The sequence below is a fragment of the Owenweeksia hongkongensis DSM 17368 genome (genome assembly GCF_000236705.1).
In the GTDB taxonomy this organism is placed as follows: domain Bacteria; phylum Bacteroidota; class Bacteroidia; order Flavobacteriales; family Schleiferiaceae; genus Owenweeksia; species Owenweeksia hongkongensis.
In genome coordinates this window covers 1,101,757-1,125,597 of the sequence record NC_016599.1, presented here as the reverse complement: position 1 = coordinate 1,125,597, position 23,841 = coordinate 1,101,757, and the positions used below count along the sequence as shown (strand labels likewise).

General features: G+C 40.6%; 21 protein-coding genes. 16 read left to right on the top strand and 5 right to left on the bottom strand.

The features are described from left to right. Positions 1-83 precede the first annotated feature (83 nt). The 6 genes from OWEHO_RS05045 to gcvT are packed head-to-tail and all read left to right on the top strand — an operon-like array spanning position 84 to position 6,694. Positions 84-947, top strand: a complete 864-nt coding sequence (locus OWEHO_RS05045) for a universal stress protein (RefSeq protein ID WP_014201390.1) — start codon at positions 84-86, stop codon at positions 945-947. Continuing rightward, the gene (locus OWEHO_RS05040) at positions 948-3,161 is read left to right on the top strand and encodes a SulP family inorganic anion transporter (protein WP_014201389.1); all 2,214 of its coding nucleotides are present in this window, start codon (positions 948-950) and stop codon (positions 3,159-3,161) included. Further along, positions 3,149-3,730: a tRNA-(ms[2]io[6]A)-hydroxylase gene (gene miaE / locus OWEHO_RS05035; protein ID WP_014201388.1), complete on the top strand. Its 582-nt coding sequence runs from the start codon at positions 3,149-3,151 to the stop codon at positions 3,728-3,730. Before OWEHO_RS05040 ends, miaE begins: the two co-directional genes overlap by 13 nt. Before the next feature lie 2 nt (positions 3,731-3,732). Next, a complete protein-coding gene (locus OWEHO_RS05030; protein WP_014201387.1) occupies positions 3,733-5,172 on the top strand; it encodes a PAS domain-containing protein in 1,440 nt (479 codons plus the stop codon). Positions 5,173-5,175: 3 nt separating this feature from the next. Continuing rightward, positions 5,176-5,574, top strand: coding sequence for a response regulator (locus tag OWEHO_RS05025; protein ID WP_014201386.1), 399 nt, complete (start codon positions 5,176-5,178; stop codon positions 5,572-5,574). 40 nt (positions 5,575-5,614) lie between these two features. Further along, complete coding sequence (gene gcvT, locus OWEHO_RS05020) at positions 5,615-6,694, top strand: glycine cleavage system aminomethyltransferase GcvT (RefSeq protein WP_014201385.1); 1,080 nt, start codon at positions 5,615-5,617, stop codon at positions 6,692-6,694. Between the two features lie 144 nt (positions 6,695-6,838). Here gcvT and OWEHO_RS05015 read toward each other — a convergent pair whose 3' ends face one another. Continuing rightward, positions 6,839-8,293: a glyceraldehyde-3-phosphate dehydrogenase gene (locus OWEHO_RS05015; protein WP_041627452.1), complete on the bottom strand. Its 1,455-nt coding sequence runs from the start codon at positions 8,291-8,293 to the stop codon at positions 6,839-6,841. Positions 8,294-8,480: 187 nt separating this feature from the next. Further along, on the bottom strand, positions 8,481-9,926 hold the full coding sequence (locus tag OWEHO_RS05010) for a Do family serine endopeptidase (protein ID WP_014201383.1): 1,446 nt from the start codon (positions 9,924-9,926) through the stop codon (positions 8,481-8,483). A 108-nt stretch (positions 9,927-10,034) separates the two neighbouring features. On the opposite strand from OWEHO_RS05010, the gene dapF reads away from it, so the two are divergent. The 6 genes from dapF (at position 10,035) to OWEHO_RS04980 (ending at position 16,372) form a co-directional block, all read left to right on the top strand. Next, the gene (dapF, locus tag OWEHO_RS05005; protein ID WP_014201382.1) at positions 10,035-10,814 is read left to right on the top strand and encodes a diaminopimelate epimerase; all 780 of its coding nucleotides are present in this window, start codon (positions 10,035-10,037) and stop codon (positions 10,812-10,814) included. Between the two features lie 248 nt (positions 10,815-11,062). Next, positions 11,063-11,590 carry a GNAT family N-acetyltransferase gene (locus tag OWEHO_RS05000; RefSeq protein WP_014201381.1) on the top strand — a complete coding sequence of 176 codons (528 nt, stop codon included), beginning with the start codon at positions 11,063-11,065 and terminating at the stop codon, positions 11,588-11,590. Continuing rightward, on the top strand, positions 11,587-13,560 hold the full coding sequence (locus OWEHO_RS04995; protein ID WP_014201380.1) for a tetratricopeptide repeat protein: 1,974 nt from the start codon (positions 11,587-11,589) through the stop codon (positions 13,558-13,560). The genes OWEHO_RS05000 and OWEHO_RS04995 overlap by 4 nt, the downstream gene beginning before the upstream one ends. Further along, positions 13,557-14,597: an endolytic transglycosylase MltG gene (gene mltG / locus OWEHO_RS04990; protein ID WP_014201379.1), complete on the top strand. Its 1,041-nt coding sequence runs from the start codon at positions 13,557-13,559 to the stop codon at positions 14,595-14,597. The genes OWEHO_RS04995 and mltG overlap by 4 nt, the downstream gene beginning before the upstream one ends. Next, a complete protein-coding gene (locus tag OWEHO_RS04985; protein WP_014201378.1) occupies positions 14,598-15,527 on the top strand; it encodes a DUF2279 domain-containing protein in 930 nt (309 codons plus the stop codon). Positions 15,528-15,697: 170 nt separating this feature from the next. Continuing rightward, the gene (locus tag OWEHO_RS04980) at positions 15,698-16,372 is read left to right on the top strand and encodes a porin family protein (RefSeq protein ID WP_014201377.1); all 675 of its coding nucleotides are present in this window, start codon (positions 15,698-15,700) and stop codon (positions 16,370-16,372) included. Positions 16,373-16,878: 506 nt separating this feature from the next. On the opposite strand, the gene OWEHO_RS18765 is transcribed toward OWEHO_RS04980, so the two are convergent. From OWEHO_RS18765 to OWEHO_RS04970, 3 genes are all read right to left on the bottom strand, one after another. Continuing rightward, positions 16,879-17,043, bottom strand: coding sequence for a DUF559 domain-containing protein (locus OWEHO_RS18765; RefSeq protein WP_083828033.1), 165 nt, complete (start codon positions 17,041-17,043; stop codon positions 16,879-16,881). Beyond that, a complete protein-coding gene (locus OWEHO_RS18700; protein WP_052301086.1) occupies positions 16,998-17,225 on the bottom strand; it encodes an endonuclease domain-containing protein in 228 nt (75 codons plus the stop codon). The genes OWEHO_RS18765 and OWEHO_RS18700 overlap by 46 nt, the downstream gene beginning before the upstream one ends. Before the next feature lie 133 nt (positions 17,226-17,358). Continuing rightward, positions 17,359-19,302: a T9SS type B sorting domain-containing protein gene (locus OWEHO_RS04970; RefSeq protein ID WP_014201376.1), complete on the bottom strand. Its 1,944-nt coding sequence runs from the start codon at positions 19,300-19,302 to the stop codon at positions 17,359-17,361. A 234-nt stretch (positions 19,303-19,536) separates the two neighbouring features. Between OWEHO_RS04970 and OWEHO_RS04965 the strand changes: the two genes are divergently transcribed. The 4 genes from OWEHO_RS04965 to OWEHO_RS04950 all read left to right on the top strand — a co-directional run bounded on the left by OWEHO_RS04965 (position 19,537) and on the right by OWEHO_RS04950 (position 23,761). Further along, positions 19,537-19,839 carry a hypothetical protein gene (locus OWEHO_RS04965; RefSeq protein ID WP_014201375.1) on the top strand — a complete coding sequence of 101 codons (303 nt, stop codon included), beginning with the start codon at positions 19,537-19,539 and terminating at the stop codon, positions 19,837-19,839. Between the two features lie 182 nt (positions 19,840-20,021). Next, entirely contained in the window at positions 20,022-20,819 is a 798-nt protein-coding gene (locus tag OWEHO_RS04960) for a hypothetical protein (RefSeq protein WP_143764521.1), read from the top strand. A gap of 81 nt (positions 20,820-20,900) precedes the next feature. Then, on the top strand, positions 20,901-22,985 hold the full coding sequence (locus tag OWEHO_RS04955; protein ID WP_014201373.1) for a tetratricopeptide repeat-containing sensor histidine kinase: 2,085 nt from the start codon (positions 20,901-20,903) through the stop codon (positions 22,983-22,985). Positions 22,986-23,002: 17 nt separating this feature from the next. Beyond that, on the top strand, positions 23,003-23,761 hold the full coding sequence (locus OWEHO_RS04950; RefSeq protein WP_014201372.1) for a LytR/AlgR family response regulator transcription factor: 759 nt from the start codon (positions 23,003-23,005) through the stop codon (positions 23,759-23,761). The last annotated feature ends 80 nt before the right edge of the window (positions 23,762-23,841 follow it).

The following is a 23,841-nucleotide window of genomic DNA, read 5'->3' as shown; positions in this document are numbered from 1 at the left end:
TAAACTGAAGTATGTATTAAAAGTCTGACAGGTGCTTGTAAAGAATTTACTATCCTTGTTTATACCTTTAGAAACGCACTCAAATGCTAAGTAAACCTTTTAAAGTAATTGCTACGGCCATTGCTAAATCACCTAACCTAGAAGCCAATATTTTGGAATCGATGCGCATTACATCTATGCTTGGAGACAAGTTGATTTTGATACATGTTGGAAAAAGGACTGATGAAGATGAGAGGAGTTTTAATGATATTATCAAAAGTAGCGATGTTCAGCTCGGTAATGTGGAACTGGTATGGGTAGAAGGTGAGCCTGCCAGTGTTATTTTGGAGATAGCTAAATCAAAGCAGGTTGATTTAATTATAGCAGGTGCAGTTCCTAGAGAGGGGCTACTAAGATATTATATGGGCTCCGTGGCACGTAGACTGGTAAGAGGTGCTGATTGCTCAATTTTGCTCCTTACGCATCCCAATAAGTTACAAAGTACCTGTGGCAAAGTGGTGGTAAATGGACTCGATCATCCAAAAACAGCTGATACCATAAAAGTTGCAGCATCGGTTGCCACTAGATTAGGCTCTAGAGAATTAACGATCGTAGAAGAAGTAGATCCTAGTAAAATAGGAACAAAGGTGGATGATGACTTATCTCTAAAGAAGGCAAACCGTGCAAAACAAAATATTGAAAAGAATGAAGAGAAAAGAATTCAAGGGATATTAAAAGAAATTGAATCTGAGCTAAGCCTTAAAGTAGGGCAGAAGTGCATTTTTGGTAAAAAAGGGTACACCATTAGTCATTTTACAGAATCACAATGTGCTGATCTTTTGGTTATGAATAGCCCTGATACCAAACTTGGATTTTTGGATAGAATGTTTACCCATGATTTAGAATATATATTGTCTGAACTTCCTTCGGATTTGCTCATCGTACATAGTAAACTAAACAAAAACTAGTTGCAGCAAATATTTAAAAACATAAGGGAAAATATATTTCCAGGATTTGTAGTATCACTTATCGCCTTACCTCTGTCCTTAGGTTTGGCATTAGCTTCTGGAGTACCTCCTATAGCCGGAATTATTACTGCGGTGGTTGGAGGAATTTTGGTATCAGTTCTTGGAGGTTCGCACATCACCATCACTGGTCCGGGAAACGGCTTGGTTGTGGCCACATTGAGCGCTGTTACCATATTGGGCGCAGGTAACATGGCCGAAGGTTACCTCTACACTTTAGCCGCAGTAATTTGCTCCGGGGTGGTTATGTATCTCTTTGGTCTATTACGTTTTGGAGCTTTAAGTGACTTTTTCCCAACAGCCGCAGTTCAGGGAATGCTGGCTGCCATTGGCCTTATTATTATGGCAAAGCAAATTCATGTAATGCTGGGAGAGGTATCCCCAGAAGCATCGGGTACAGCAGCCCTGTTTGCAACTTTGCCTGCTACCTTGTCTTCCCTTTTCAGGGGAGAATTGCCCATGCTTGCGTATGCAATCGGAGCCTTATCTCTGGTGATAATGATTCTTTACTCGGTTGTCAGAAATCGTTTTTTACATCTTATCCCTGCTCCTATGTGGATTGTACTCATTGCAATAGGGGTTACATATTTTTCGCAAAAGTATCCGCATATTCTTCAGCCTCTACCCAGTGAGTATTTGATAAATATTCCTGAGAACTTTTGGGATGACCTTAGCTTTCCAAACTTTGGGAAAGTTGGTCATTTTGACTTTTGGGTAGCCGTATTTACACTCACACTGATTTCGAGCATGGAGTCTTTATTAAGCATAAAAGCTGTGGACAAATTAGACCCAAAACATAGGAGATCAAATGCTAATAAAGACCTGAGAGCTTTAGGTATTGCCACCATGGCTTCTGGAGCCTTGGGGGGACTGAATGTAGTAAGCGTTATTGCAAGAAGTTCGGTTAATGTGAATAATGGAGCTACAACACGATGGAGCAATTTTTTTCACGGTGCATTTTTACTGGTTTTTTTGCTGGTGTTTACCCAAGGTTTGCAGCATATTTCTCTACCGGCTCTTGCATCCATTTTGGTTTACACCGGGTATAAATTGGCCTCACCTGCAGTTTTTAGAAGAATACTCAAAGTGGGTTGGATACAACTGGCCATATTTTTAATCACCCTGATTACTACCATCTTTACAAATCTTATCTCAGGTATTGTAGCAGGCATTTTGGCTACCATTATTTTTCAAATATGGGCCATTGATAGAGCGCAGGTTTTATTGAGATATACTTTTAGACCCAACACATTATTATACCGTGAAACTGACGGCCAGTATTTACTTAGCGTAAAGGCATTCAGTAATTTTTTGAATTTCTTAGGAGTTAAAAAGAAGTTGGATTCCATTCCATTTTCAAGCAAGGTGATTCTTGATTTTAGCTTGGCCAAGTTTGTAGATTACTCTGTAATGGAGCAATTGCAGGGTTATCAGCAAAATTTTAAAAACGCAGGTGGTGATTTGGAGATAATAGGTTTGGACGATATGGGAACCACCACAAAGCATCCATTGGCGCCAAGGCTTACTGGAAGAAGAAACAAAAAGGATTCCCAGCTTCAACTTTCACACAGGCAAAAGGCTTTAAGGTTGTTTTCGAAAAAGCTTGACTGGCGGTATGCTTCCCAGAAGTTTCAAAACACTATAGAGTTTGAAAGCTTTAAATATTTTGAAACTCGAGTGATTGATACAGGAAGAAATCAAGTTCAGGGTAAAGTGGGGGATATAGATATTTTGATGGCAGATTTAGATTACCATGAAGGTGAATTTATTGCTAGGGAGTCTATTCACTCTACCATGGTAATGCTTACGCTGAATGTGGAAATTCCAAGTTTTGTAATGGATAAAGAGAACCTTTTGGATAAGGTGGCGCACCTTGCTGGGTTTGATGATATTAATTTTGCTATGCATCCTGATTTTTCCAAAACCTTTAATGTAAAAGGAAAGGATCGAAAAGCAGTAATTCGCTTTTTGGATGATGAAATGATTGACTTTTTGCAAGCCAACAAAACCTATCATATTGAATCAAACGGAAAGGCTTTACTCATCTTTGAAAAGGAAAGGTTGAGCATACTTAGCGAGATTAAACAATTAGTTAGTTTTGCCAGCCGATTATCCTCTATTCTCAATTCTAAATTGTACGATGAATGCTTAGATTAAAATTACCTACCGACCCACGCTGGGCAAATATTGCTGAAAAGAATCTTGAAGAAATTCTAACAGATCACGCCTTTTGTGAGCAAAAAGCAGCGTCCACCGCTATTTCTTTATTGATTACTTATCCCGAGAATTCTGAATTGGTGACCAAAATGGCGGCTTTGGCTCGCGAGGAAATGAGTCATTTTGAAATGGTGCATCAGCGAATTTTGGATAGAGGTCTTACTTTAGGACGAGAACGTAAAGATGAATACGTAGCAAGGATTTCGCAGTTTTTTCCAAAAACAGGTGATCGCCAAGAAAGACTTATCAATAGGTTACTGATTGCAGCGCTGATAGAAGCTCGTAGTTGCGAGCGCTTTAAAGTGCTTTCAGAGAATATTTCGGATCAGGAACTTGCAAAATTTTATGCCAACCTTATGGAAAGCGAGGCAAATCATTATACTATGTTTATTACGCTTGCGCGTGATAATGGAAACAGGGAAGAGGTTGATGAAAAGTGGGATAAGCTTCTTGATTTTGAAGCCGAAGTAATGAAAGACTTTGGTGATAAGGAACTTATTCACGGGTAAGAATGGGGCATTTCGAATCTACTTTTGATCTCTACCGTCAAATGGCGGCAAATATTCCCGATTGCTCGATATACATTTTTGATCATGATTTTGACTACCTACTTGCTGAGGGTGAGGAGGTGAGCAAGCTAGGTGTAACTTCAGAAAGCCTGATAGGCTGTAACTTTTTTGAGGTATGGCCCCAGGAAGTTACCATGATGATGTCTCCTTACTATTTGGAAACCTTAAAGGGAAAACGCCAAAAGCTAGAGCAAACCACAGAGGAAGGAGTTTTTATTCAGCACTTCATTCCCATTTTTGATAAAGAAAAAGAGGTGGTGGCAGGCATGGTGGTTTCTCAAAACGTATCTATTCTTAGAGAAGTAAAGGAAGAGCTTAGCGCTCGGGATGAGGAGCTGGAAAGTAAGCAAAGACTTTTTGAAACGGTAATAAATACTGTTGGTGAGGGTATAATGGTTTCAAACCTAAAAGGAGAAATACTTCTTGTAAACCCAGCTGCAGAAAAGTTACTGGGAATGTCTTTAGAACATAAACGCCTCAACGACATTAGTGAAAACCTGATAGTAAAAAAGGCGGGTGAAACCGAGTTGAAGAATGAAGAGCTGCCATTTGGTTTAGCCCTGCGTGGAGCCAGACTTGATGGCTATGATACTCAAGTTGAGTTTCGAAATTCAGACAGACTAATGCATATTGAAAATTCTGCCCGACCACTTAAAACCGGTCAAAATGAGGTGGAAGGTGCGGTGCTGGTAATGCGGGATGTGACATCGCGTAAGGAACTAGAAAAAATACTAGAGGAAAACCTCGTAGCAACTAAAACTAAAAGTGCAAGACTAGAACATTTTGTCAAGAAGCTTTCACATAACTTGTTGGGCCCCACTGCAAACCTCAATATTCTTTACTCACTTTTAGAAAAAAGTACCGAGCCTGAAGAGCGAGAAGCTTATATTTCCAAAATTGGGGAGGTGGCAAAATTGCTTCAAAAAACCGCGTCTGAAATAGGGAATTCTATGCTTGCTTTTACTCACAGTCAGGATCAATGGGGAATAAATAGGTTTGAAAGTGCAGTAGAGCATTTTGTAAAACAAAATTATAACCAGTTAGATTCTAATTCAATTACAATAAGCTGTGATTTTGTTGGTGCCAAAGAGGTGGTTTATCCAACACACCAATTTGATATCATTTTTACGAGAATACTCAAAAATGTATTGAAACTTTGTAAGCCAAATACTCAAGAGGTATTTTTGAGATCTTTTATGAAAAACGAAGTTGTAGGGCTAAGTATCAAGGCAAAGGTTTTACAGCCATTGTGCGAAGAAACTCAGGGCCTAAAAGATGTGTTAAACAAAAAGTCTGAAGGAATTTGTGAGGCTAAAGAGCAAATAGAAGCTTTGGGAGGGAAATTGAAATTTGAAGGTGATCTAATTCAAATCATATTTTAACAGATGGGCGAAAAAGTGGGGATGGTTTGCGTGATTGATGACGATAATGTGTATCGATTCACAACCGAAAAGTACATTCAGATGTTAAATTTGCCAATCAAGGTAGTAAGCTTTGGTGATGGTGAAATGGCTCTGGAATATTTAAAGAATAATTCTAACCAAGCTGATAATTTACCAGATGTAATGTTTCTGGATGTAAATATGCCGGTAATGGATGGTTGGGATTTTTTGGATGAGTATGAGGATTTGAGGAATAGCTTAATCAAAGAAATAAAGATTTACCTGGTAAGCTCATCTACTGATGAACGAGATCATAATAGGTCGATGAAGTATGCATATGTGGAGGATTACATTGTAAAACCCATTACTGAAGAGTATTTAGAGCGCTTGATAAAGCGTTGATATTAAACGAGAGTATTATTAAATTGATAATTTGGATTTGATGAAAAACATAGAGTTAAACGATCTACATATTGAGCTTGGTGCTAAGATGGTGCCTTTTGCTGGTTACAACATGCCTCTTCAATATGAAGGACTGAATGTGGAACACTTACATGTTCGCAGTAAAGTCGGCATTTTTGACGTGAGTCACATGGGAGAATTTTTTGTAAGTGGCGATGGAGCCCTTGATTTTTTGCAAAAAGTAACCACCAATGATGTAAGTAAGCTTACTGATGGAAAAGTGCAATACAGCTGTATGCCAAATGATAAAGGTGGTATTGTGGATGACCTTTTGGTATATCGTATTTCTGAAAAAGAATATATGTTGGTGGTAAATGCTTCTAACATAGAGAAAGACTGGAACTGGCTAAGTAGCCATAATGATACTGGTGCCCTTATGGTCGATGAATCTGATGATTACAGTCTTTTTGCTGTACAAGGGCCAGAAGCGGTAAAAGCTCTACAAAGCCTTACAGAAATCAACCTTGAGGAAATGGTGTACTACACTTTTGATAGAGGAACTTTTGCTGGTGTGGATAATGTATTTGTTTCTGCAACTGGATATACAGGTTCTGGAGGTTTTGAGATCTATGTAAAAAATAAGGATGCTAAAAAAGTTTGGGATAAGATCATGGAAGCTGGAGCTGAGCATGACATTAAGCCAATTGGTCTTGCGGCCCGTGATACTTTACGTTTAGAAAAAGGGTTTTGCCTTTACGGAAACGATATTGATGACACTACTTCTCCAATTGAGGCTGGGCTAGGCTGGATTACCAAGTTTACCAAAGACTTTATTGGTAGTGAAGGTTTCAAAAAACAAAAAGAAGAAGGCGCCTCCAAGAGATTGGTTGGTTTTGAAATGATCGATCGCGGAATCCCAAGGAAGGATTATGCCATTAAAAATGAAGGCGGAGAAGTGATTGGTAGAGTAACTTCTGGTACACAGGCTCCATCATTGGGTCAGGCCATTGGTATTGGATATGTTGATACAGCTTACAAGGCTGCTGATACCGAAATTTATATTGACATTAGAAACAAAATGGTAAAAGCCAAAGTGGTGAAAATGCCGTTCGTGAAGTAAGTCTTATTTCTTATAAATATTGAAAAACCCTGATTGGCAACTGTTGATCAGGGTTTTTTGTTTTGAAACAGTAGCGAATTAGTACCAAAAGAAAAGGCCACCCAATGGGCAGCCTTTCATTATATATTTAAAAGCAATTATCTACTAATAGTAACGCTTGCGTCTTACCTGAGCGATGTATTTGCTCAAGCGGATAACCTGGCGAGTGTAACCATATTCATTATCGTACCATACGTACAATACAAGGCTTTTTCCGTCAGGAGATACGATGGTTGCTTTGCTATCAAATACTGATGGGCAAGAGTTACCAACGATATCAGAAGATACCAGTTCGTTGCTCAAAGAAAAACGAATTTGCTCTACCAAATTACCGGTAAGGGCGGCATTGCGCATGATTTCGTTTACAGCTTCTACGCTAGTTTCTTTACCTACTTCCAGGTTTAGAATAGCCAATGAGCCATTTGGAACTGGCACACGGATAGCGTTTGAAGTAAGCTTTCCTTCCAACTCAGGAAGTGCCTTCGCCACAGCTTTTCCAGCACCAGTTTCGGTGATAACCATGTTAAGGGCAGCAGCTCTACCTCTACGGTATTTGCTGTGCATGTTATCTACCAAGTTTTGGTCATTGGTGTAAGCATGTACAGTTTCGATGTGTCCTTTTACTACACCAAGGTTGTCTTCAATCACTTTCAATACTGGGGTGATTGCGTTTGTGGTACAAGATGCAGCAGAGAAAATATCTACTGTTGCAGGGTCAAAATGTCCTTGGTTTACACCGTGAACGATGTTAGGTACATTTTTACCAGGAGCGGTAAGTAATACTTTAGCAGCTCCTTTAGCTTTAAGGTGACGAGCAAGAGCTACATCATCTCTAAAAGCTCCAGTGTTATCAATAATCAAAGCATCATTGATATCATAAGCTGTATAGTCAATATCTTCAGGGTTAGAAGCGGCAATCATTTGCACAGTTCTACCATTGATGATAAGAGTTTTGTTTTCGGTATCGGCTTCTACAGTACCTGGGAATGGTCCGTGTACAGAATCCTCGCGAAGAAGAGAAGCACGTTTTTCAAGAGTAAGATCACTTTCGCCACGGGTTACAATAGCGCGAAGACGCAACTGCTCACCTTTACCTTCTTGGGCCAAAAGTTCGCGAGCTACCAAACGGCCAATACGACCAAATCCATAAAGAACAACGTCTTTTGGGGTAGTGCGCTCTAAATTGTCAGGACCAATGAATGAAGCAAGTTTGTCTTCCAAGAAAGATTTTTTGCTGTCATAGTTAGCCTGCTCTTTAATCCACTCACTTGCAAGACGTCCGATGTCCATACGTGCAGGAGCAACTTCAAGCTCTACCAATTCTCTCAAAAGACCCAAAGTGTCTTCGATGGTAATGTTTTGACCGGCAAATTTGCGAGCATATTCGTGAAGATTCAATACTTCACTAGCGCGCTGATCGATTAATTGATTTCTAAAAAGAACAGTTTCTATCCCTTTGTCAAGGTGTAAGTCACTGATTTTGCTGATAAATTCTGCTGCAGCTTTCTCTTTTGCAATACGCTGAGAAACCGAGCTTTGATAATCTAATACTTCAGCCATGATATTTGAAGAGGTTAAATTTTTAAATTCCGGCAAAGATATTCCTTTTAAAAAGGTTGTACAATGTTGATGGTCAAATAAAAAAAGCCTCATAGCGAGGCTTTTTTATGAGTCAACAGTCAATAGCGAACAGTCCACAGATGAAGGTTTTCAATCTATGGTCTGCGGACTGAAAGCTGTGGACTTGTTAGTATCCAAAAGCATAATACTTAACTCGGCCTTCTCTGGTAAATCCTTGAATTACTACAGGATCGTCTTTACTCAATCCTTTTACGGCAGTGTTAATATCATCTTCGTTTTCGATTTGCTTACGGTTGATGTGGGTAATTACAAAGCCTTCGGGAATACCTTGCTGTTGCAAAATTCCTTTGCTCAAGCTTTTCACCTTTACGCCAAAGTGTACCCCGTATTTTGACATTTCAGAAGAGGATAGTGGTGAAAAATTAGCACCCAGCATATTGCTGAACTTGGTATCATCTTTACGAACGATGTTGGTGGTCCCGTTCATATTTCTCAACTCCACGTCAAACTTCTTTTCAGAGCCATCGCGGTTTACGGTAACAATCACTTTATCACCTGGTCTCTTGCGGCCTATCAATTCTTGAAGTTCACTGCTCTTATTTACTTTACGGCTATCGATAGCTACAATTACATCACCTGATTCGATCCCTGCTTCGTATGCCGCTCCTTTTTCAGAAACCCCGGCTACATAAACTCCGTTTTTCAAATCAAGTTTTAGCTCTTCATTAAGGCGAGGTGTGATATCTGAAATATTGACACCAATAAAAGCACGCTGCACAGTTCCGTATTCCAAAATGTCCTTCACTACTTTTTGTACAATATTAGAAGGCACTGCAAATGAATATCCTTCAAATGAACCTGTGTGTGTAGAAATGGCACTGTTGATTCCAACAAGGTTTCCCTGAGTGTTTACCAAAGCCCCACCACTGTTTCCAGGGTTTACCACTGCATCTGTTTGAATAAAAGACTCGATGGCGGTACGTTCATTTATAATACCAATGCTACGGCTTTTTGCACTCACAATACCAGCGGTTACCGTGCTGGTAAGGTTAAAAGGATTACCAACAGCAAGAACCCATTCGCCTAAGCGGATTTCATCAGAGTTGCTGAAAGTAAGAAAGGGTAAATCCACATCTGCATCTATTTTTAGTAAAGCTATGTCAGTTGTTGGGTCAGTACCTACCACTTTGGCAGTGTACTGCTCCTCATTATTCAGGCTTACTTCAATGGTCTTGGCATTGTCAATCACGTGATTGTTGGTTACAATATAACCGTCTTGTGAAATGATAACTCCCGAACCAGAGCCCATCTGCATTCTTGGATTTTGCTGGTAACCTCTTGGTACACCAAAAAAGAAATCCAGTGGACTTTGCGCTTGGTAGCCATTGCTTTCTACTGCGGTTTTTACGTGAACCACACTATTCACAGTTTTTTCGGCTGCTTCGGTAAAACTAATTTCATCTGAAGGAAGCATACCCGTGCGCATAATTGGCGTGGGTTGCGATTCAAAAACCGTGGTTACCTGAGGTTCTTCAAAAAAGACTTTATAGGCGCCCAAAGTAAGAGCTCCTCCTAAAGCTGATACCAGGAAAATCTTAGCTATGTTTCTCATAATTCTAATTAACGTTTAATTTGCACTTTCGCTTTTTCAATAACTATTCCATCAATGAGCTTATTGCCACAGTGGCATTGGTTTTAACACGATTTTAACGATCTATACATGACCATACAATTTTATAAATATCAGGGTACCGGTAACGATTTTGTAATGATTGACGACCGCGACAATAAATATACGGACATTACTGAACAACAAGTAAAACATTTATGCGACAGAAGGTTCGGTATTGGGGCGGATGGTCTCATCTTTTTGCGAAATTCCGATGATTATGATTTTGAAATGGTGTATTACAATTCTGATGGGCGAACCAGCACCATGTGTGGAAATGGCGGCCGTTGTCTTTTACGTTTTGCCAGCGACCTTGGTATAGAAGGTGAAAACTACAGCTTCATGGCTGTGGATGGTGTTCATTTTGGAGTGGTGGATGATGAGGTAGTAAGCCTGCAAATGGTGGATTTGAAAGACATTGACGACTTAGGTAATGATGTGCTTTTCATGAATACAGGTTCTCCGCATCATGTGGTTTTCACCGATTCGCTGCCCGCAGATGATTTTGTGGCTGTGGCCAAAAGCATTCGCTATAGCGACAAATATGCTGAAGAAGGTGTGAATGTGAATTATGTAAAAGTGACAGGGAATAACCTTGAAATGCGCACCTATGAGCGTGGAGTAGAGGACGAAACTTACAGCTGTGGAACAGGAGTTACAGCAGCAGCATTGGGTGCTGATTTCCTTAAAAAGACAAAAGGTGACCGCCTGAAAATAAAAACTGCTGGAGGGAACTTGGAGCTAAGCTTTAAGGCGCAGCGCGAAGGATATACCGATATTTGGTTAACAGGGCCTGCTGAGAAAGTGTTTAAGGGGAAGGTTAAGTTGTAAAAACTTCTGCGTAACTCAGCGTGCTCTGAGACTCAATGGCAAGGAAATTACTTTAACGCAGAGACGCAAAGAGCGCAGAGCTTACGCAAAGGGTAAATAGCCCAGAGGTGCTTCACCTTGGTAGAAAAAGGTAAATTGGGCGCAAAGCTTTTGACAATGATAGAACCATTAAGGAGTAAAGGTTCATTAAGGGTTTCTTCATGCTTCTTAATTGCTTTATGGTAAAAAATAGAACACAGAATTATTGAATGCCATTTTTAAACGGACATAAAATAAAGCTTCGGGCCATAGAGCCGGAAGACATCGACCTGCTGATGCAATGGGAAAACAACATTGTAAACTGGGAGGTGAGTGGCACCATCACGCCTTTTAGCCGCAATCTTTTGCAGCAATATATTGACAATGCCCATTTGGATATTTATCAAGTGGGTCAGCTTAGGCTGATGATACAGGAAGGAGAAGGGCAAACCATTGGCACCATTGATATTTTTGATTTCGATGCTTTTCATCACCGTGCGGGAGTAGGTATTTTGATTGGAGACCAAGCCAAAAGAGGAAATGGTTATGCATCAGAATCTCTTCGATTGGTAAAGAAATATTGCTTTGAGCATTTGGGCTTAAAGCAGATTTATTGCAACATTTTGGTAGATAATACGCTTAGCTTAAACTTGTTTCAAAAGGCCGGATTTGCAATTACCGGAACCCGCCACCAATGGGTTCGCTCAGGCGGAAAATATAAAGACCAGCATTTTTTACAGTTGTTTAGAGAAGAATGATAGGAAAGCACGCTTTACGATGGGGGATTTTGATGACCATTGCGGTAAGTGTGTTTTTACTTTCGCGGTGTGATAATTCATCAGTGAAAACTGAACCTGAAAATACTCAGGTTGCTTACCTCAATCACAATGACACCGTAAAGTATGTAGGCATAGAAACCTGCAAGCAGTGCCATTATTCTATTTATGAAACGTTTGTGCAAACGGGGATGGGTTCCTCTTTTGGTCATGCCGATACGAGCAAGAGTATAGCTGATATTGATGGTGAATCGCTGCTCAGAGATTTACATAAAAACCTAAACTACCATCCGCATTGGGTAAACGATTCTTTGGTGCTTACCGAGTTTAGATTAAGCGGAAGCGACACCACCTACAAAAGAAACGAAACCATAGACTATGTGGTGGGTAGCGGCCAGCATACTAATAGTCACATGATTTATCGGAACAACTACCTTTTTCAGGCGCCATTTACCTGGTATGCCCAAAAGGGAATGTTGGATTTGCCGCCTGGTTTTGAAGACGGCAGAAATACGCGCTTCAAGCGATTGATTGGTTTGGAATGTACTTCTTGCCACAATGCAATGCCCACTGGTTTTGAGAAAGGCTCCATTAACAAATACGCCAAAGTGCCGAGTGCCATTGATTGTGAGCGCTGCCATGGCCCCGGAGAAATTCATGTTAAAAGAATGATGGCAGGGGAGTTTGTGGACACCGCGAATGAAATCGATTATTCTATTGTAAATATCAAAAAGCTTCCGGTAGACCTGCAGTTTGAAGCTTGCCAGCGTTGCCATTTGCAAGGAAATGCCGTGGTGGCTGAGGGGAAAAGTTTCTTTGACTTTAAACCTGGGATGAAGCTAAATACTGTGATGGACGTGTATTTGCCAAGGTATTCCAACGCTGAAGATGAGTTTATCATGGCTTCGCACATTGACCGATTTAAACAGAGCGAGTGCTTCATTCATTCGGACAATCAGTTTAACTGCACCACTTGTCACAATCCGCACATTTCGGTGAAGCATACCAATATTTCTAATTTTAATGCTACTTGTGCCAATTGCCATAAAGGTGCTCCCAAGCATGAATGCACCGAAGAGATAAGTGCTTTGCAGGCGGCAGACTTTAATTGTGTGAGTTGCCACATGCCACAATCGGGCTCTACGGACATTCCTCACGTAAGTGTACATGACCATAAGATAAAAGTGCCGCAGAAAAAGGTAGATACATCAGGTATTAAGGAGTTTTTGGGTCTGGTGGCCATAAATAATCCCAAGCCAACAGATAGAAGCAAGGCCCTTGGGTATTTGCAGCAATATGAGCGCTTTGATGCGAAACCTTATTATTTGGATAGTGCTCGGTATTTCTTGAACAGAATGGGAATGCAAGAAGAGAATCCTTCGCTGTGGGTGACGTATTACTTTTTGAAAAACTACTATTCTGACATTCAAAATTTGGTAAACAAAGTGGGCGTTAATGCGATGCTGGCAAGATTGAATACAATGAGTTATGATAATGCTGATGCCTGGACCGCTTACCGCATTGGTGAATCATTCCGCGAAAGCGGCCAAGAAACGAGTTTGAAATTTTACAGTAAAGCGATTGAGTTGGCGCCTTATGTTCCTGATTTTATGAATAAAAAAGCCACGGCTTTGGCAGGAGTGGGGCAGCTGGATGAGGCGGTAACTTTGTTTAAGAAATTGCTGAAAGAGCAGCCACAGCATGCAGAGGCGTTAAATAATTTGGGCTATACGTATTTACAAATGGGGAATATTACTTTAGCCGGATTGAATTTTGACAAGGCGCTGGCTGTGGATCCTGATTACTTGCAAGCTTGGCTCAATAAGGCTTCGTTGCTTATAATGCAGGAGAATTTTGCGGAAGCTAAAAAGGCGCTTAAGGAAGTTTTGAGACTCAATCCAAACCATGAACGAGCCTTGCAGGCAATGGCGTATTTAAATCAACAATCTTGAAGAAGAAAATCTTACTTATAGTAGTTGTGGCCGTGTTGGTCGCATGTAGCATTTTAGGTTCCTTGTATTACAAGCGTATTCTTGCGGTAAACGTAAAGTTAAAGCCAGGGCAAACTTTTGAGCTGTTTATCCCCACAGGTTCTGACTTTACAGCGGTTCGTGATAGTCTTGTTTCCAATGACATTTTGAAGAACACTAACACCTTTGAGTGGGTGGCGGATAAAAAGAATTATCCAAGCTTGGTGAAGCCGGGCCGCTATGTTTTGGTTCCGGGAATGACCAACAATGCTTTGGTGAATAAATTGCGCAGTGGCGATCAGGATGCGGTACAACTTACGCTTCATAATATTTCTGGGATTTATGAGCTTTCAGCAAGGCTTTCGCAAACCCTGGAAGGTGATAGTTTGTCTTTTCTCAATCTATTGGAATCTGATGAATCACTGTCTGCTTTTGGTGTAAGCTCAAATACTGTGAGCGCTTATTTTCTGCCCAATACTTATGAGCTTTGGTGGAATACTTCGCCATCAGCTTTGCTAAAAAGAATGCGTCAGGAGTTTGATAAGTTTTGGAATGAAGAACGTCAGGCTAAGGCTAAAAAGCTTGGATTGACGCCTATTGAAGTGGTGACTTTGGCGAGTATTGTGGAGAAGGAAACCAATAGAAATGATGAAAAGCCAACAGTAGCCGGGCTTTATGCAAATAGAATTAAGCAAGGGATGAAACTGCAATCCGACCCAACGGTGATTTATGCTTTGCTGCTTGAAAATCCTAAAATGAAAATAACGCGTGTGTACTACAAGCACCTGCGCTATGACTCGCCTTACAATACTTATATGTATCCAGGTTTGCCTCCGGGGCCAATTAAAATCCCTGAATTAAGCACGGTGGATGCGGTACTCAATCGCGAGAAACACGATTACATTTTTATGGTGGCCGACCCTGAACGTCCGGGTTATCACACCTTTGCGCGAACGCTCGCACAGCATGAGCGCAACCGTAGAAAGTACATTGACTGGGCCAATCGCAACAAAATATAAATGCGATTTTCAAAAGCCATAACTGTAGTTTTTTTGGCGGCTTGTATGTTGCCCACTTTGGCTTTTGCACAGCTTTGGAGCGATTCCCTTTCTTTTTTTGATAAGTCTCCTTCATTGAATAAAACACGTGTGTGGACTGTTGCCGGGACCGAAGCAGCTCTAGTGGCTGGAACTTATGTAGGCCTAAATCAGCTCTGGTATGCTGATTATCCGAAATCTGATTTTCATCTGTATAATGACAATAGCAGTTGGCTGCAAATGGATAAAGCCGGCCATGCCATGACTTCCTATTATGTAGGGTATGCTGGTATGGAAGTGCTTAAGTGGAGCGGTGTTTCTGATAAAAAGTCGGTGTGGTATGGCGGTACTTTAGGCTTTGCTTACCTGGCAGGTATAGAAGTAATGGACGGATTTTCATCTGAATGGGGTTTTTCTTGGGGAGACATTGCCGCCAACGGAGCTGGGGCAGCGCTGCTTATAGGGCAAGAGCTACTTTGGCAGGAGCAGCGTATCACTATGAAGTTTTCCTATCACGGAACCAGTTATGCTGAGGAGAGCCCTGACTTACTTGGAAACTCATGGAACACCAGTATTCTTAAAGATTATAATGGCCAAACCTATTGGTTCTCTTTTAATGTGCATGACCTTACGCAATGGGATGCCTGGCCGCAATGGCTAAACGTAGCGGCAGGTTATGGAGCCGATGGAATGGTAAGCGCCCAGTACAATGCCAGTTATTACAACAAGCACCCGGAGTATAAATGGCAGCGCCAGTTTTATGCCTCACTGGATATAGACCTCCGCAAAATACCCGTGAAGAATAAGTTTCTAAAATCGGTACTCAACACCATCAACTTTATCAAAGTGCCCATGCCCACCATTGAGTGGAATCAGAAGGGAAGCCCGGAGTATTATTGGTTGTATTTTTAGGGAGTGCATTACCAATGATAGCATCCGAATGAAAGTGGGAAGGATATAGAAACCCAAAAATACTATTACTCTATGAGCAACGGTATTTTTAAAGTGAGTCTCTAATGATTCAGTATAACTAAAAAGGGAACGTGACAATACCAAAGTGTGTTGGCTGCAAAAAACGTCAGATGAAAAAGTCATTATTTAGCTTATTAATTTTAGTTTCAATTGTGGCCAGTGCTACCGGGCAAAGGAGTGCGTTGGGCATTTCTATTGGTTCAGGGTTTTCGAGTACTCGAAATGAGTATTCTTCTGAGGCTTGGAAGCAAGGCTTTATTATCAATTTGGAATATAGCTGGTATCTCACTAGAAGATTGGCACTTCGAACAGGGTTGGCATTTGAGAAAAAGGGCTCCAAATTCGACCCAGTTTGGTGCGCTACCGGTGAGTTTGAAAATCCTTACAATGTGCATTTTGATTACTACTATGCAAGTATTCCTGTATTAGTAAACTTATCTTTTGGCCAAAAAATAAAGTACAATGTATACGCTGGTCCTTATTTCTCTCGACTTTTAAGAACCGATTTAGATGCTAATGATGAATTCAGAAATGATGTTATTGTGGAGCAAGCTTCCAACCATAGGGCGATAGATTTTGGACTTTCCACGGGAACCAGCATAGATATTCCGATTGCCAAAAACTTGTGTATTCCTATAGAGCTTAGGTATAATTGTGGGTTGTTGAATACCAGTAAGGAGCGATTACATCATTACAATGTTATTGACAATAAGACATACTCTGAAGACATGGTAGTAAAGCACAATGCGCTTTACCTTATGATTGGCCTAAAGGCAAATTTGTAGATTGGCTTGGCAAGGGCTAAGCAATGTCTGAGTATGTAAAGCTGAGCGGCAATTTCTGTTTTGTTAAAACTGTTCGAAAGTTGATTGGATAACAGGTTTTAGCTCTCCATTGTTGCGAATAACCTTTACCACTTCATATCCGCCTTCATCAATTGGATGCAAATGGACTCCTTTATTTTTTTAGCCGTTCAGCGTGCTTTTTGACCAACAGGAGGTTTGGGTAGTAGTATATGTTTATCTGGGTTTTGTACGAATCGTTTTTTTTAGATGCCTTTTCAAATCAAAAAAAGCTTTACGAATATCCGATAGCACGGATTTGTAATCCGTGTTAATACCTGTTGAAGGCTTAGGTTCCATGCAATTCTACCGTGGTCGCAACATGAATTTAATTTTAGCAAGAAAGTCCACCTCCGCTTCGTTCCTCAGCACCTCCGCCAGCGGAGGACAGCGGCCGTGTATCCCCCGCTGGAGGGGGTGCCTGAAAGGCGGGGGAGGACACTGAAAAATCACTCCTCAAGTTCTCGTCTTAACTTCTTCACCCACCCCTCAATATTTTCCCTTACCTCATTTATATGCTGAAGTACTTCTTCATCCTTAAATCGAATAACTGTAAAGCCTAGCTGCTTTAACCGGTCTTCACGGAGCTTCTCTTTTTCTTCATTCTCAGGAATTTGATGTGAATAGCCGCAACTTCAATAATGAGTTTTAAAGGCAGACAATCGAAGTCTACAATATAGTTTTCAATCGGTCTTTGTCGTCTGAAGGTATATCCCAAAATCTGTTTTTTGCTCAAAGCATATTTCCACAAGTAAGCTTCAGCTTTGGTCACAGCTGACTGGTTTTTAATGAGCAAAACCCTAAAGATTTGGATTGTAGTGGTTGTTGGTTTTCTTATACCTGAGGCTTGACTTTTAATAAAGAAAGTAGTCTTGCGGAGCTAAGCTTACTCAATGCTAATATAAAATTCGCATAGTGCTTATAATACTCTATCGCCCAAGCGTAACATGGCCTTGCTCGTTTCCTTTTGTGTAAGGGGTAGAATACTTGAAGAAGTAAACATATACGGCTAGTGGTAAATCTCTTCCTTTCCAGGTACCATCAAATAGATAATTGGGGTCTTTGGAGTGGAATATACGCTGACCAAAACGGTTATAAATTTCTAGTTCAAATGAAGTAAAATCACAAGTAGTTACTGGTCCAAAATAATCGTTGAGGCCATCTCTGTCTGGTGTGAAGGCATCTGGGAAAACCATTGGACATTTGCAGTTGTATTCTGAAACATCGATATATTCTTTATGACTGGTACATCCATTGGATAACTCTATTTGGAGACTACCAGCGGACCTTATTGTAAAAGATTTACTACGCTCATTATCGATTATAAAGGATATACCATCGGGTGCCTTTAGTACCAAGTTTTCTCCTGTACAAACCGAGGTATCACTCAGGTAGGTTTCACCAGTAGGAATCGCTTCTACTATTTGAAAGGTATCTATGTAGGTGCAACCTAAATTATCGGTTGCAATAACCCACTCTTTGCCGAGGTTAGAGTAGTAGGAGCTATTAGCTGACTCTCCATTACTCCAAAGTATATTGGAATAGTTGTTTGAGATTAACTGAACGTAAGCAGAGTCATTCTCACAAAGGTGGCTTGTATCTGCTACCAAACTAGCCTGCTTACTTACAAAGGTGAGGTGCAAAGTATCAACAGATTTACACCCCCCTTGATGATCAATTTCAAACCAAAAACTACCGCTGGTGTAAAAGTCTTTTACAGGATTAGCTGAGCCATCAAACCACCTGTATCCAGATCCTCCATTTACGGCTATGTCATGTCTAAAAATATTTCCGCACACCGAAGTATCTTTTGAATAAGAAGGAATGCTAGAGCTATTGCTAACGGTCACATTAGAAGTGTCGGAAATGATACATCCTGTAATGGTATCAATAGCCGTGAACCAGACATTTCCAGATGATAAAATTTTATTGACCGAAGATAGAGAACCATTGGACCAGCTGAAATTAACAAGAGGGGAGTTGGTTAAGTCAAAAAAGATGGAATCACAAGCCGAAGTATCATTAGGTAAATAGTTAACTATGGGTTTGTTAATTATGACATTAATAGTATCACTAAGCTGACAACCATCATTATATACCACAACATGATATACGCCTGATGAGGTAACAGAAATGGTTCTTGCAGTGGATGAATCACTCCATATTACACTGTCGCGATTAGGTCCGGAATCCAATACCAGTGCTGCGCCAGCACAAAAAGTAGTATCCGCTCCAAAGTTTATTTCCGGTACAGAATCTTTTACGTGTATTGTATGGGTCATTGTATCTCTACAACCCAAATCCGAAGTAACATTCTGAATGATATAATTTCCTGGAAGTGTATAAAGTTTCCCATAATCAAGTTGAGTAGAAACCTGAGTTCCGTTTTCATACCATCTGTACGTATTAGGTCCTGTACTGTTGTTATTATAAAAAATGGAGTCACCGACACATACATTGGTGGCAGAGGGTGAAAAATTGGCTGTCGGTCCTTCAATAAGAACTGAAGCACTAGCTGATGAAACTATTAATCCATTAAGCAAGCCTGTGGCTGTCACATTATGGATTCCTTTAGAGAGTTTACCTAAACTGAAATATTCAATGACTGGAGTATTTTGGTTAACACACGGAGTATTTCTGGAGTAAAATATATACACATGAATGGTATTGCCTAATATGTGAATACTATCACGAACATGAGTTATGTTCGTACAGGTTTTTAGAACATCTACCGTAAAAAGAGTATTGGTACAAAATGTAGCCGGTAATGAGGGGAAAGTTAATGTTTGAATTTGAACTTGCTGTCCTACACTTCGCAATGAAAGTATAAGAAAAAGGATTAAAAGTGAGTATTTAATAATCGAAAGTTTCACAGCTATTTATACATCCATGTTGATTTTAAAGGTAATAATTTTTTAGAGCCAACTAGAGTGCATTTTGGTATAGTTAGAATGGCTTATTGTTAGCTTTGGTCTTTATTTATCAGGGAGGTGTAGTGCAAGAGTAAATAAGGAGGAATAATATTAATGTTTTTCACAAATGCGTGGTTATCAGTGATAGACTCAGTGTCTTTGTACTCAAATTTGTAGCTTGATAAAATCCACGAAATGACAGAACAGGAATCATTATTCAATAGCATAGGAGAGAAGCTGGGCGAGAAAAGCCAAATGTTTGGAAAACCTTGCTATAAGGTGAATAAGAAGGCTTTTGCATGTTTTTTTCAAAATGCCATGGTTTTTAAGCTCACTGATGAAGCACATAAAAAGGCATTGAGTTTAGATGGTTCTCAGCTTTTTGATCCTTCAGGAAAAGGGCGAGCTATGAAAGAGTGGGTACAAGTTCCTTTTGATTACAAGGAGCAATGGAAAGGCTTTGCTGAGAAGGCGCTGGAGTATGTTGGTGACAGATAGTTTCATCTTAGTACCGAATAACAGCTTGATTCCGCCTGATAGGATTATTACATCTAAAAATATTCATGCGGAGCTTGTATATGGAAAAAGAAAGTAAAAACTGCTTTAAACCTTATGAACTCTGTTTCATCCTATTTTCATGGCTCATAGGTATGAGCTTTTTTAATTCACTAACAGTTTTCATGAAATATTATATTATAAAGGTTTGGTTATTGGCCATAGCAATATTCGTAATTGGTGGATGTGCCTCCAGCCCGGTTTATACATCAAAAAGCACGAATAACACAGAGGAACTTCCATCACCATTTGTAGATCAGGATAGCAAAATACTTTATTGGGCACAACACGATTCTAAAAATCTGCATTTAACATTGGCCACAAGCGACCCAACTAGCCAAAGACAAATTTTGATGCAGGGGATTTCTGTGTGGTTTGATGAGGCTGGTAGAAAAAGGGAGTATTTAGGTTTTACCTATCCTGCAAAAGATCCTCATGCCGAGGGAGGCAGACCTCCGATGGATAGAGGGGAGAGGCAGCCGATGGAGGATTCTCGGGATAATAAAGAAATGGCACGTAGGCTCATGCAACAATTTCAAAGCCGAATCAGCTACATTGAACTTCACGGATTTTTAGAAGAAGGTAGTTTTGAACGCTTGAACTACAGATTGGAGAAGGGACCGATAAAGGTAGATATAAGCATGAATAAGGATGGGGAATTACTTTATAAAGTCAAGGTTCCTCTCACGAGTATTTTTACTGAAGAAGGTGGCACAAACAGATTAGTAAGTGTAGGGGTAGAAGCTAATTTCGAGCGTGGAGCAAAGCCAAGTGCTCCTCCATCAGGAGGAGTACAGATGGGGGGAGGCGGACCTCCCGGTGGAGGACAAGGTGGTCAAGGAGGTGGAAGACGACCTGGGCAAGGTGGTGATGATATGGACTCATCATCAGGAATTAACTTTTGGTTTAAAGTACTTCTATAGAGAAAATTTTTAGGCCGTTCAAATTGGATTTTTTTAAAAAAGTCCAAAATTTGTCATCGATTGAAAGCTTAACTCTACTACATGAAGGCTACTTTTTCGGCTATTTTGCTGCTGTGCTTTTTTTGCGCTGTAGCTCAAAATGATTTCTCCGATCCCGATTATTTCTTGGTTGAATCTCTTGATCAAATTCAACTAAGCACAGAAGATAGTGCATTGGTGCAATCTAAAATGGCACTTTATCACCAGGCAAAGCAAGACACCAGCAGGTTGGCTATTTTGGAAGACCTGATAGATGAATGTTGGAATGATGAGGTTTGGCCGCTGTATAATGACGTAATTCTACGGAAGACAAACCAAATTTTAAGCAAAACTCAGGAATCTACCCTTCGTAAAAAGTACTTGTACTACCACGGTGTGGCCTACGCCAATAAAGGTTACCTGCACGATATACAAAGTGATTTTGAACGAGCAGAACTTCATTACCAAAAGGCTTTAGAAGCTTTTGAAGAGGGTGGATATGAAGAAGGGCAGGGGAAAATGCTATACGCCATAGCCCTTATCAATGAAGAGCGTGGGCGACTGCAGGCTGCCATAGATTTTTATAACCAAGCTTTGCGTTTGGCCGAGACCAGCGGAGATTCTTCCGGCCTGGCCAATGTGGATATAAGTTTGGGGGATGTACATAGCAGTTTGGGAAATCAGGCGGAAGCACTAAAACATTACCAGCGAGCATTGCTTATTGCCCAGCGTATAAGAGACAAGCGTCTTGAAGGATTTGCTTCTACCACTCTGGCCAGCGTTTATTTTTCACAGAAGGATTACTTACAGGCACAGAGGCTGAGCCTACGGGGTGTGCAACTTTTGGATGAGGCTAGTGCAGGGGCTGACAAGATTAATGGTCTGGATGTTTTGGGAAAGATTGCAGCTAGTCGTGGGCATTTGGATTCTGCTGAAATATATTTTACAGAAATTGTGCAATTGGCCGAAGCGGCTAATCGCCCACAGGATGCTGTGCAGGGCTTACTTTCTTTGGCACAAAATGACTTTAATCGTGGTGATTTTGCTAAAGCTGAGAAAAATGCAAACGAAGCATACCAAATCTCCAAGGTATTGGGGCTAAAGCATAAGCAGAGCAAAGCTGCAGGTTTACTGGGCGAAATTTATACGACCACCAAAAAATATGAAAAGGCCAATCAATACCTACTGGAGTTCAATAACCTGAAGGATACCCTTAGAAATGAAAGCCTGAAAAACCAGGCACTGGAGCAGGCCATTTCTTATGAATATGAAAAGCAACAAGCGCTTGCTGAAGCCGATTTTCAAAAGGAAATAGCTGTAGCACAGGAACAGGAAGCTCGCAAAAATGTAGTGATACAGGCGGGTATAGCCATTTTGGTGCTCATCAGTATTGGCCTGCTTATCAATTACAAAAGGCTGAAAACTATCAGAAAGCAAAAGGAGGAGTTGGATGAAGCTTATCATGAGTTGGAGCTGAGTAAGAATGACAAAATTCTGGCTTCAAACCTGAAGGCGCTGCAGGCGCAGATGAATCCTCACTTTATTTTTAATGCCCTTAATTCTATACAAACACTGGTGTTGCAGGGCAATGTGGATAGTTCTTACGATTACATTAACAAGTTTGCTACGCTTATCAGAGAGACGCTTAATTCATCTGAGCAGGAATATATTTCCCTGAAAAAGGAAATAGAAACGCTGGAAACTTACCTCAAGTTAGAGAAGCTCCGCTTTCGTGAGGATTTTGATTTTGAAATCAATTATCCCACAGAAATACCCGAGCGCGAAATTCCTCCTATGCTTATTCAGCCTTTTATTGAAAATGCGGTGAAACATGGCCTTTTTCATAAAGAAACGGATAGAAAGCTACAGGTGCACATGCAGGTAGAGGATGCGCTGATTTGTGTGATTGAAGACAATGGGATCGGCCGAAAGGCGGCACAGAAAATAAACCAGCAGCGCAATACCAAGCATCAGTCGTATGCTATTAGTTCCATAAAAAAGCGACTGAACATGATGCAGGAAAAGCTGAAAATCACCATCGGCCTTGAGTATGAGGATCTGGAAGAAAATGGCATCGCCACAGGAACCCGGGTGACGTTGCGCATTCCGTTTGCGGACCATTCGTCAAATATTTCAGCACAATCCTAAAGTAAATACTGCACCTTATGAATCGTATTTCTTCATTTGCCGGGATGGATACCATACGCGCTATTATTGTGGATGATGAGGCCAGCGCCCGCGAAAACCTTTCGCTTTTGGTGAATCGGTTTTGTCCTCAAATAGAAGTTTTAGGATGTTTCAACCTGTTGCACAAAGCTGTTCAGTTTTTGAAGCAAAATGAAGTGGATGTAGTTTTTCTGGATGTAGAAATGCCTGAAAATGCGGGCTACGAAATTGTGGACTACTTTGATGAAATCAATTTCGATATCGTGTTTTGTACCGCTTATGATAAGTACGCTATTAAAGCATTCGAACTTTCAGCTATTGACTATTTGCTGAAGCCTGTAGAAATAGATCGGCTGAAGCAAGCTGCACAAAAACTACAGGAGCGCCAGCTGCACCGCATGAGTATGGAGCAGATCGGTCAGATCAACAGCTCATTTAGAAACACCCTAAAACTGATGGACAAAGGGGAGAGGGTGTTTGTGAAAAAAACGAACATCATCGCTATTGAAGGCCAAGCAGCTTACTCCAAGATATACACTACCGAACGCAGCTTTACGGCCAGCAAAAACATGGCACAGTTGGAGGAGGAATTTGCCGAAGATTCATTTTTTTACCGTGTACAAAAATCATGGTTGATCAATCTCAACTGTATTGAAAAGGTGAATAAGTCTGAGCGTACCGTTTTGCTCACATCCGGCATTGAGGCCCGCGTTTCACGCCAAAAGGCCCGTGATTTTTATAGCCTCCTGAACCTGTAAGTGCACTTCCTCAAATATTTCCTGTAGTTCCTCAAAGTTTTTTTAGTCTCGATTTTTCTCCCAATACGTTTGCGCCATTA

Coding starts and splice junctions, on each gene's coding strand:
- OWEHO_RS04955 (WP_014201373.1), top strand. CDS start 20,901: ATGAAGGCTACTTTTTCGGCTATTTTGCTGCTGTGCTTTTTTTGCGCT.
- dapF (WP_014201382.1), top strand. CDS start 10,035: ATGACCATACAATTTTATAAATATCAGGGTACCGGTAACGATTTTGTA.
- OWEHO_RS04950 (WP_014201372.1), top strand. CDS start 23,003: ATGAATCGTATTTCTTCATTTGCCGGGATGGATACCATACGCGCTATT.
- OWEHO_RS04985 (WP_014201378.1), top strand. CDS start 14,598: ATGCGATTTTCAAAAGCCATAACTGTAGTTTTTTTGGCGGCTTGTATG.
- OWEHO_RS04965 (WP_014201375.1), top strand. CDS start 19,537: ATGACAGAACAGGAATCATTATTCAATAGCATAGGAGAGAAGCTGGGC.
- OWEHO_RS05045 (WP_014201390.1), top strand. CDS start 84: ATGCTAAGTAAACCTTTTAAAGTAATTGCTACGGCCATTGCTAAATCA.
- OWEHO_RS04960 (WP_143764521.1), top strand. CDS start 20,022: ATGAAATATTATATTATAAAGGTTTGGTTATTGGCCATAGCAATATTC.
- OWEHO_RS05010 (WP_014201383.1), bottom strand. CDS start 9,926: ATGAGAAACATAGCTAAGATTTTCCTGGTATCAGCTTTAGGAGGAGCT.
- OWEHO_RS05000 (WP_014201381.1), top strand. CDS start 11,063: ATGCCATTTTTAAACGGACATAAAATAAAGCTTCGGGCCATAGAGCCG.
- OWEHO_RS05025 (WP_014201386.1), top strand. CDS start 5,176: ATGGGCGAAAAAGTGGGGATGGTTTGCGTGATTGATGACGATAATGTG.
- OWEHO_RS05015 (WP_041627452.1), bottom strand. CDS start 8,293: ATGGCTGAAGTATTAGATTATCAAAGCTCGGTTTCTCAGCGTATTGCA.
- OWEHO_RS05030 (WP_014201387.1), top strand. CDS start 3,733: ATGGGGCATTTCGAATCTACTTTTGATCTCTACCGTCAAATGGCGGCA.
- OWEHO_RS04995 (WP_014201380.1), top strand. CDS start 11,587: ATGATAGGAAAGCACGCTTTACGATGGGGGATTTTGATGACCATTGCG.
- miaE (WP_014201388.1), top strand. CDS start 3,149: ATGCTTAGATTAAAATTACCTACCGACCCACGCTGGGCAAATATTGCT.
- OWEHO_RS04980 (WP_014201377.1), top strand. CDS start 15,698: ATGAAAAAGTCATTATTTAGCTTATTAATTTTAGTTTCAATTGTGGCC.
- gcvT (WP_014201385.1), top strand. CDS start 5,615: ATGAAAAACATAGAGTTAAACGATCTACATATTGAGCTTGGTGCTAAG.